The sequence below is a fragment of the Streptomyces sp. NPDC104381 genome, from assembly GCF_055583745.1.
Map to the genome: position 1 here is coordinate 205,168 of NZ_JBVJNK010000001.1, position 9,361 is coordinate 214,528.

6 protein-coding genes are annotated in these 9,361 nt (G+C 70.2%); 2 read left to right on the plus strand and 4 right to left on the minus strand.

The window, feature by feature from the left end; all coding sequences use genetic code 11:
* Positions 1-73: 73 nt before the first annotated feature.
* The gene (pepN, locus tag ACZ607_RS00855; protein WP_469730408.1) at positions 74-2,650 is read right to left on the minus strand and encodes an aminopeptidase N; all 2,577 of its coding nucleotides are present in this window, start codon (positions 2,648-2,650) and stop codon (positions 74-76) included.
* Between the two features lie 152 nt (positions 2,651-2,802).
* Between pepN and ACZ607_RS00860 the strand changes: the two genes are divergently transcribed.
* Both ACZ607_RS00860 and ACZ607_RS00865 read left to right on the plus strand, forming a co-directional pair.
* Positions 2,803-3,027, plus strand: a complete 225-nt coding sequence (locus ACZ607_RS00860) for a ribbon-helix-helix domain-containing protein (RefSeq protein ID WP_322985210.1) — start codon at positions 2,803-2,805, stop codon at positions 3,025-3,027.
* Positions 3,020-3,367 (plus strand): type II toxin-antitoxin system PemK/MazF family toxin, encoded by a 348-nt coding sequence (locus ACZ607_RS00865; protein ID WP_469730410.1) that lies wholly within the window; start codon positions 3,020-3,022, stop codon positions 3,365-3,367. Before ACZ607_RS00860 ends, ACZ607_RS00865 begins: the two co-directional genes overlap by 8 nt.
* Positions 3,368-3,439: 72 nt before the next feature.
* Here the strand turns inward: ACZ607_RS00865 and ACZ607_RS00870 are convergent, their stop codons facing one another.
* The 3 genes from ACZ607_RS00870 to ACZ607_RS00880 form a co-directional block, all read right to left on the minus strand.
* On the minus strand, positions 3,440-4,468 hold the full coding sequence (locus ACZ607_RS00870) for an aspartate-semialdehyde dehydrogenase (RefSeq protein ID WP_469730411.1): 1,029 nt from the start codon (positions 4,466-4,468) through the stop codon (positions 3,440-3,442).
* A 183-nt stretch (positions 4,469-4,651) separates the two neighbouring features.
* Complete coding sequence (locus ACZ607_RS00875; RefSeq protein WP_469730413.1) at positions 4,652-7,960, minus strand: S8 family serine peptidase; 3,309 nt, start codon at positions 7,958-7,960, stop codon at positions 4,652-4,654.
* A 143-nt stretch (positions 7,961-8,103) separates the two neighbouring features.
* Positions 8,104-9,111 carry a hypothetical protein gene (locus tag ACZ607_RS00880; RefSeq protein WP_469730414.1) on the minus strand — a complete coding sequence of 336 codons (1,008 nt, stop codon included), beginning with the start codon at positions 9,109-9,111 and terminating at the stop codon, positions 8,104-8,106.
* Positions 9,112-9,361: the final 250 nt, after the last annotated feature.

The window sequence follows — 9,361 nt, forward strand, 5'->3', positions numbered from 1 at the left end:
CCGGTCCCAGGACCCGGTACCACGAAGGGGGCGCCCCCGCCGGAGACGCCCCCTGACCGTGTGCGGGTCTCCGCTACGCGGTGGCCGCGGCGGCGTCCGCCGCCTGGGCCTTCAGCGCCCGCTCCACGCCCGACCGCGACTCCGACATCAGCCGGCGCAGCGCGGCGCTCGGCCGCGCCGAGTCCAGCCATGCGTCCGTGGCGTCCAGGGTCTCCTGCGAGACCTGGAGCGACGGGTAGAGACCGACCGCGATCTGCTGGGCCATCTCGTGGCTCCGCGTGTCCCAGACGTCCTTGACCGCCGCGAAGAACTTCTCCGCGTACGGCGCCAGCAGCTCACGCTGTTCGGTCTGCACGAAGCCGACGATCACCGACTCCTGGAGGGAGTTCGGCAGCTTGTCCGACTCGACGACCGACGCCCATGCCTCGGCCTTCGCCTCCTCGGAGGGCTGGGCCGCCCGTGCGGACGCCGCGTGCCGCTCACCCGCGGCCGTCCTGTCGCGCTCGTACTCGGCGGCGATCTCCTCCTCGTCGATGAGGCCCGTCGCCGCGAGGCGCTGCACGAACGCCCAGCGGAGCTCCGTGTCGACGGCCAGGCCCTCGATCTCCTGGGTGCCGTCCAGCAGCGACTGCAGCACGTCCAGGTGGAGCGGGCTGCGGGCCGTCGCCGCGAAGGCGCGGGCCCACGCCAGCTGGTGGTCGCCGCCCGGCTCCGCCGCGCGCAGGTGCGCCAGCGTCGCCTCGGTCCACTGGTTCAGGCCCGCCTCGCGCCACTCCGGGGCGGCGTAGAGGTCCAGGGCCAGCTTCACCTGGCGGTGCAGCGACTGCACGACGCCGATGTCCGTCTCCTTGCCGATCCCCGAGAGGACCAGCGCGAGGTAGTCACGCGTCGCCAGCTCGCCGTCGCGCGTCATGTCCCAGGCCGAGGCCCAGCTCAGCGCACGCGGCAGGGACTCGGCGAAGTCACCCAGGTGGGCCGTGACGACCCGCAGCGACTCCTCGTCGAGGCGGACCTTCGCGTACGACAGGTCGTCGTCGTTGAGCAGGACGACCGCCGGGCGCGGCGTGCCGGCCGGGAACGGCACGGTGGTGCGCTCGCCCTCGACGTCCAGCTCGATCCGGTCCGTGCGGACCAGCTTGCCGGCGCCGTCGAGGTCGTAGCAGCCGATGGCGATCCGGTGCGGGCGCAGCGTCGGCTCGCCCTTCGCGCCGGCGGGCAGCGCGGGTGCCTCCTGGAGCACGGTGAACGAGGTGACGTGGCCGTTCCCGTCGGTCTCGATCTCCGGGCGCAGGATGTTGATGCCGGCCGTCTCCAGCCATGCCTTCGACCAGGTCTTCAGGTCACGCCCGGAGGTCTCCTCCAGCGCGCCCAGCAGATCCGCCAGGCGGGTGTTCCCGAACGCGTGGGCCTTGAAGTAGGCCTGCACGCCCTGGAAGAACGCGTCCTTGCCGACGTACGCGACGAGCTGCTTCAGGACCGAGGCGCCCTTCGCGTACGTGATCCCGTCGAAGTTCACCAGGACGTCGTCGAGGTCCTGGATGTCCGCCATGATCGGGTGCGTCGACGGCAGCTGGTCCTGCCGGTACGCCCAGGTCTTCATGGAGTTGGCGAACGTGGTCCAGGAGTGCGGCCACTTCGAGCCCTCCGCGTCGGCCTGGCACGCGATGGAGGTGTACGTGGCGAACGACTCGTTCAGCCAGAGGTCGTTCCACCACTCCATGGTGACCAGGTCGCCGAACCACATGTGGGCCAGCTCGTGGAGGATCGTCTCGGCGCGCGTCTCGTAGGCCGCGTCGGTGACCTTCGAGCGGAAGACGTACTGGTCGCGGATGGTGACCGCGCCCGCGTTCTCCATGGCCCCGGCGTTGAACTCGGGGACGAAGAGCTGGTCGTACTTGGCGAAGGGGTACGCGTAGTCGAACTTCTCCTGGAACCAGTCGAAGCCCTGCCGCGTGACCGCGAAGATCTCGTCCGCGTCGAGGTACTCGGCCAGCGACGGACGGCAGTAGATGCCGAGCGGCACGGACCGGCCGTCCTTCTCGTAGCTGCTGTGCACCGCGTGGTACGGACCGGCGATCAGGGCCGTGATGTACGTGGAGATGCGCGGCGTCGGCTCGAACGACCAGACGTCGTCCACGGGCTCGGGCGTCGGCGAGTTGGAGATCACCGTCCAGCCGGAGGGCGCCTTCACGGTGAACCGGAAGGTCGCCTTCAGGTCGGGCTGCTCGAAGCTCGCGAACACCCGGCGGGCGTCCGGGACCTCGAACTGGGTGTACAGGTAGGCCTGCTCGTCGACCGGGTCGACGAAGCGGTGCAGGCCCTCGCCGGTGTTGGTGTACGAGCAGTCGGCGACGACCTTCAGCTCGTTCGTGCCGGCCTGGAGGTGCTTCAGCGTGATCCGCGAGTCCCGGAAGACGGCGGCGATGTCCAGGTCCTTGCCGTTCAGCACGATGTCGTGCACCGCGGGGGCGACCAGGTCGATGAAGGTCTCCGCACCGGCTTCGGCGGAGTCGAAGCGCACGGTGGTGACGGACCTGTAGGTGCCGCCCTCCTGTGCGCCGGAGAGGTCGAGATCGATCTCGTACGCGTCCACGGTCAGCAGGCGCGCCCGCTCCTGTGCCTCTTCGCGGGTCAGATTCGTGCCAGGCACGCGGTCATCTCCTTGATATGCGATGTTTCCGGTCATCCTTCCACGCGGGGTGGGCCCAGCGCGATGTCCGTTTTCCGCCGGGCCGATGGTGGTACGGCGGGGGTAGCACCGACGGGTGGCTACATTGTTCCTACCTTGGTAGGATTGATGGCATGAAGATCAGTGTGAGCCTGCCGCAGGAGGATGTCGCCTTCGTCGACGAGTACGCCGCGAAGACCGACGCTGACTCCCGGTCGGCGGTGATACACGCCGCCATCGAGTTGCTGCGCGAGGCGGGGCTGGAGGCGGAGTACACCGAAGCCTTCGAGGAATGGGATGCGGGCGAGGATGCCGCTCTCTGGGATCGCACGGTCGGAGACGGGATCGCTGATGCGTAGAGGCGACATTCATCTGGTTGATCTGGAACCGGCCAGGGGCAGCGAGGCCAACAAGGTCAGACCAGCCGTGATCGTGTCGAACAACGCGGCGAACCTGTCGGTCGAGTCGCATGGGCGGGGCGTGGTCACCGTCGTGCCCCTGACGTCCAACACCTCGCGCGTCCTCACCTTTCAGGCGCTGCTCCGAGCTGCGGAGAGTGGGCTGTCGAGGGACTCGAAGGCGCAGTGCGAACAGGTCCGCGCGGTCTCCCTGGACCGTGTGCTGAAGCGCGTCGGCGCCGTCCCCCGGCAGCGCATGGCCGAGATCGACACAGCCCTGCGCAGGCACCTCGCGCTCTGAGGGCGGAACAGACACGAGGGGGCGGCCACCGGATCCCGGTGGCCGCCCCCTCGCACGGGTGGGTCGAGGGCGTCAGCCCTTGAGCTCCGCCGCCACCAGCTCCGCGATCTGGACGGCGTTCAGCGCGGCGCCCTTGCGCAGGTTGTCGTTGGAGACGAACAGCGCCAGACCGTGCTCGACGGTCTCGTCGACGCGGATGCGGCCCACGTAGGAGGCGTCCTTGCCGGCCGCCTGGAGCGGGGTCGGGATCTCGGAGAGCTCGACGCCCTCGGCGTCCTCGAGCAGCTCGTAGGCGCGCTCGACGCTGATCGGCCGGGCGAAACGGGCGTTGATCTGGAGCGAGTGGCCCGAGAAGACCGGGACCCGGACGCAGGTGCCGGACACCTTGAGCTCCGGGATCTCCAGGATCTTGCGGGACTCGTTGCGGAGCTTCTGCTCCTCGTCCGTCTCGAAGGAGCCGTCGTCGACGATCGAGCCGGCGAGCGGCAGCACGTTGAAGGCGATCGGGCGCTTGTAGACGGCCGGCTCGGGGAAGTCGACCGCGTCGCCGTCGTGCGTCAGCTTGTCCGCCTCGGCGACGACCTTGGACGCCTGGCCGTGCAGCTCCGCGACACCGGCGACACCGGAGCCGGACACGGCCTGGTAGGTCGCGACGGTCAGCGCGTCGAGCTGCGCCTCGTCGTGCAGCGGGCGCAGGACGGGCATGGCGGCCATCGTGGTGCAGTTCGGGTTGGCGATGATGCCCTTGGGGCGGTTCGCGATCGCGTGCGCGTTGACCTCGGAGACCACCAGCGGGACCTCGGGGTCCTTGCGCCAGGCGGAGGAGTTGTCGATCACGACGGCACCCTGCGAGGCGACCTTCTCGGCGAGTGCCTTCGAGGTCGCGCCACCGGCGGAGAACAGGACGATGTCGAGGCCGGTGTAGTCCGCCGTGGAGGCGTCCTCGACGGTGATGTCCTGGCCCTCGTAGGAGATCGTGGAGCCCGCGGAGCGCGCGGAGGCGAAGAGCCGCAGTTCGGCGACGGGGAACTTCCGCTCGGCCAGGATCCTGCGCATGACTGTGCCGACCTGACCGGTGGCGCCGACGATTCCGACCTTCACGGGGACTCCCTCACAGATGCGAACGGGCACGTTGCCGGTCCATGATGCGTATGTCCACGGCTTCCTTGTCCAATCCATTGTCCGGCAGGCGGACGCACCGCGCACAGAGCTGTGGGGCGGGAGCCCTTGAGAGCACCCGCCCCACAGTCGTGCGGTGTCGTACGGATCACACGGCCGTTCCGGTTACGGCGCGACCTTCTCGATCACGACGCTGCCGGTGCCCGCCGCGGTGCCGCGGGCGTTCACCAGCTGGACCTCGCCGAAGAACTGCCGGCCCTCGGGAGCCGCTCCGGCGACCACGACCTCGGCCCCGACCTGGGCGGACGCGCCGTTGGCCAGCTTCACGGCCTTGGACTCGTCGACCTTGATCTCACCGAGCGACGACGCGTAGTACACGTCGCGGTAGTCGTACTCGGTGGTCCCCGCCGGGACCGAGTAGCCGTCGATGACGACGGTGTAGGTGCCGGCCGCCGGGTTCACCAGGCTGACCGACTCCTCCGAGCCCGCCGTCGTCGAGGCGCCGACCTGGGTGCCGTCCTTGAGGACGTACAGGTCGATGTCGGCGTTGGCGTCGGAGGTGTTGCCCACGGCGATGTCGAGCTTCTCCACTCCCTCGCCGATGGTCACCTCCTTGACGTACTCGCCGCCCGTCGAGATCGACGGGCGCTCGACGTCGGCCGAGCCCAGCGAGCCGCCCTTCAGGGAGCCCTCCAGGTCACCCGCGTTGTTGGTCACCGTCCAGTCCACCGCGGCCGGGGTGCCGATCTTCGCCTCGGCGATGGTCTGCACCGCCGGGTCGAAGGAGGCGCCGAGGAGCGAGACATCCAGCTTGTACGGGTTGTCCAGCAGCGGCGACGTACGGCGGGCCTCGACCTCGACCTCCCAGACGCCCGGCTGCGGGTCCTTGTAGGAGCGCGTGTCCGGACGGCAGGTGTTCGTCGGGTTCTCGTAGTTCGGGTAGCAGTAGATCGTGGAGCTGTCCTCCACCGCGACCCCGTAGGGGTGGATGGAGATGAACCGCGTCTGGCTGCCCGAGCGCAGGGCGCTCAGCGCGACCTCCAGGGTCTCGGCGCCCTCCGGGACGTTCAGGAAGTACGACGTGGTGCCGTTGCGCTGCACCGAGCCGCTCGTCGAGAACGCGTACCCCGGCTTCACCAGCTCCTTGGCGACGACCACCGTGGAGAGGATCTGCTGGTCCACGCCCTTGGTCTTCGCGTCGTCCACCAGCAGGATCGCGCTGTGGACGCCCGCCGTGCGGGGCTTCGCCTGGACCTTGACGGTCACCGGCTTGCCGAGCGGCAGCGAGACGGTGCCCGGACCGGTCAGGGTGAAGGTGCCGTCGTTGTTCTTCCACGACAGCTTGTGCTTGACGGCCTTGTCCGGGCCCGTGGTGCGGGTGACGGTGACGTCGTACGACTTCTTCTGGCCGGCCTTCAGGCCGCCCTCACGGTCGTACAGGCCGGTGCCGAAGCCCGGGGTCTTCAGCGCGAAGTCGATCGCGGTGTCGACCGGCGCCTTCACGGTGTACTCGTGCGCCGGGCTGCCCTTCTTCTCGATCTGCTTCCAGGCACCGACGATGTTGATCAGACCGGAACCCTGGGCGTGCGCGGGCACCCCGTCGATGTGGGTGGCGGTGCTGGTCAGCGCGGTCCGCAGATCGGCCGGGGGCAGCTCGATGTGCTTCTGCTTCGCGGCGGACAGCAGCAGCGCCGTCGCGCCGGCGGCCTGCGGCGAGGACATCGAGGTGCCCTGCAGCATGGAGTAGCCGGCCGGCAGCGAGTAGCCCGCCTCCTTGACCGGACCGCCGGGCAGCCAGGTCTGGGTGGTGTTGATCGAGGCGCCCGGGGCGGTCAGGATCGGCGCGAAGCCGCCGTCCTCACGCGGACCGCGCGAGGAGAAGGGCAGCATGTCGTACTTCTTGGTGACGTTCGAGCCGTAGTTGGCCGCCCAGGTCTCCTTGGAGATGGACGCGCCCACCGAGATGACGTGGTCGGCGAGGCCGGGGTCACCGATGGTGTTGACACCGGGGCCGTCGTTGCCGGCCGAGATGACCAGCTGGACGCCGTAGATGTCGATGAGCCGCTTGTAGAGCTCGGCGCGGGCGTTGTTGCCGTCGTTGAGCGGCGGCAGGCCGCCGATCGACATGTTGACGACGTCGACGCCGCGGTTGACGACGAGGTCGATCATGCCCTCGGTCAGCGCGATGTTGGTGCAGCCGCCGGACCAGGTGCAGGCACGCGAGGAGACGATCTTGGCGCCGGGCGCCGCACCGTTCATCGCGCCGCCGAACAGGCCGTTGGCCGCGGTGATGCCCGCGACGTGCGTGCCGTGCTCGCTCTCGATGACCCCGATGTTGACGTAGTCGGCGGTCTTGCCGGCCGCGTCGACGACGACGCTCTTGCGGGTCTCGACGACGAACGGGATGCGCTCGACGACGTCGGTCCGCGGGTCGTCCGTACCGAAGTAGGAGACCTGGTGCTTCTCCTTGTACGGCTTCAGGACGGCGTCGTCACCGAAGTCCGCGTTGTTGTTCAGGTCGACCCGCGTGGTGCCGGTGACCGGGTCGTACAGCACGCCCCACTGGTCGGTGGTGTCACCGTCGCGGTTGAGGTCGCCCGCCATGTCGCCGCCGCGGGTCGCGGACTCCTTGAAGACGCGGAAGGCGTACGAACCCTTCGGCGCGGAGTACGTCGTGCCGCCGCTCGTGAACGTCGGGCCCGACACGACCTGGTCCATCCGCAGCCAGGTGCCGTCGCCGTCGCTGACGGGGTCGGTCGCCGTCACCCAGTCGACGATCTTGCGCTCGCCGGTGGTGGTCTTCTGGAGCGCGGGGTGACCGAGGTCGACACCGGAGTCCAGGACACCGATGGTGATCCCGCGGCCGTCCGCCTTCGGGTGCTGCTTGACGAAGTCGACCGCGCCCGTCTCGAAGGACGGGTTGTACGGGTTCTTCGCGGGCGTCTTCTTGTTCGGCGCCGCGTAACTGCCCGTGGCCTTCGGCTGCTTCGCCCCGGCGGCCCGGTCGCCCTTGGGCGTCGGGTCGTCCAGCTTGATCTCCTGCTTGAGATCGATGCCCTGGACCGACGACAGCTTCTGCGCGGCCTTGATGGTGGCCTCGGCGGTCGCGGTCGGCACGGTCGCCCGGACGTAGCCGAGCTTGTCGTACGTCTGCCCCAGCACGGACCCCTTGACGGCGTCCAGCTGTTCGGCGACCTTCTCGGTCGCGCCGGGGGTGGTGGCGACCATCATCGTGATGTTCTTCTCGCCCTTGGCCTCGGCCTTCGCCAGCACATCGGCGTCGGCCTCGCCCAGCTTGTCGCCGTTCGTGCTCGTGGCGGAGGGCTTCACGGGGGAGGCCGCCGGGTCGTCGGCGGCGAAGACCGGGGCGGCGCCGGAGGCGGCCAGCGCGGCCGCCAGACCGGCTGCGGCGGCCATGCGCGCCGCGCGTCTCGCCCCGGGTATGGAGCTGGGGGATTCCTTGGTCATCAGCATCCCTGTGGGTGAAAGAAAGAGAGAGTCCGGAATTCGGTACCGGATGACCGCTCAGCCTTTCGTAAATGACAGGGGTTTGTGGAGAGTTGACGAGGACGAGAGAGCGACATGGCGTAGATCCGCCACCGGGGCCATTGCGCCACTCACCGCGGCGTGACCACCACGTACGCCGCCGGATCCCGGTCCTCGGCCGCCATCATCGCCGTACGCAGCACCACCGACAGCTGTGCCGTCGAGTCCCGCAGCTGCTTCGGCGTCACCCGCACCACCGTCACCCCGAGCCGCTCCAGGTGCTCCCGCTCGGCGGCGTACGAGACGTGCTCCTCCCGGGGGGAGCGGCTGCCCAGTTCGAGCGCCACCGCGTGTTCCGGCCAGTACGCGTCCATCCCTCCCAGGAAGCGGCCGCCCGGCAGGGACAGCTCCACGTTCCACAGCGGCTGGGGCAGCCGGTGGGCGCGCACCATCTCGTACAGCCGGCCCTCCGCCATCGCCCGCCCCTCGACGAGCAGCGCGTCCACCGCGTCCACGACGTGCGCGCGGCCCAGCAGCTTGGCCTCGTTCAGCTCCCGTACGACGGACGCCGGTTCGCAGTGCCCGCCGCGCACCGCCTCCGTCAGGATGCGGCGCACCGTCGAGGCGTCCGCGAGCGAGGCCACCGCGTCGGCGAGGGCCCGCTCCACCGGGGCCAGCGGCACCCCGAGCCGGCGCTGCGGCCGGGGCAGCACGGCCGCCCGGGTCACCTGGACGAACCGGGTGGAGCGCAGCCGCCTGGTGCGCGGCACCAGCACGTCGATCCGGTGCAGCGCGATCCCGGGGGGCGCCGAGGTGAAGCCGTAGAGGGCCAGGGCGGCCAGGCCCGTGACCATGGCCTCGCCGTAGCCCGGCCCCGACTGGGCCGGCACCGTCCGGCGGGCCCCGGCCGGCGGGCGTCCGGCGTACAGCAGGGCCCCGCGCACCCGGTCGTCGTCCGTGGGCTCACCCGGGTGCAGGAGGTACACGCCGGGGAGCAGCTGCTGCCAGGGACCGCCGGGCAGGCACTGGGCGGCGGTCTGCGCGGCGGACACCCCCTGGGTGCGCAACTGGGCGGACGACCGCACGCGGTGGGCGACTTCGTGGACGGGGCGGGGGGACAGCGGGGTGTTCTGGGTCATGCCGGGGAGGTTCCCGCAGGCTCGCCGCGCGATAACCCGTGTTACACGTCCGTCGACAATCCAGGACGACGCCGTCCTAAAGTACGGCAGTTCGAATGACGAAAAGGGTGGTCGCGACGGGGATTGTGCGGCGTGGGGGCCCCCCCCGGGGGGGGGGGGGGCGGCGGGATGGCACACCACACCGGGCCGGGCCGGTAGCCCCCACCCCCCCGGCCCGACCTGGCCCGCGCCCCACCACACCGGGGCGCGC

Bases quoted from the DNA above. Each gene is read 5' to 3' on its own strand.
- ACZ607_RS00860 (WP_322985210.1), top strand. From the start codon at position 2,803: ATGAAGATCAGTGTGAGCCTGCCGCAGGAGGATGTCGCCTTCGTCGAC.
- ACZ607_RS00875 (WP_469730413.1), bottom strand. From the start codon at position 7,960: ATGCTGATGACCAAGGAATCCCCCAGCTCCATACCCGGGGCGAGACGC.
- ACZ607_RS00865 (WP_469730410.1), top strand. From the start codon at position 3,020: ATGCGTAGAGGCGACATTCATCTGGTTGATCTGGAACCGGCCAGGGGC.
- ACZ607_RS00880 (WP_469730414.1), bottom strand. From the start codon at position 9,111: ATGACCCAGAACACCCCGCTGTCCCCCCGCCCCGTCCACGAAGTCGCC.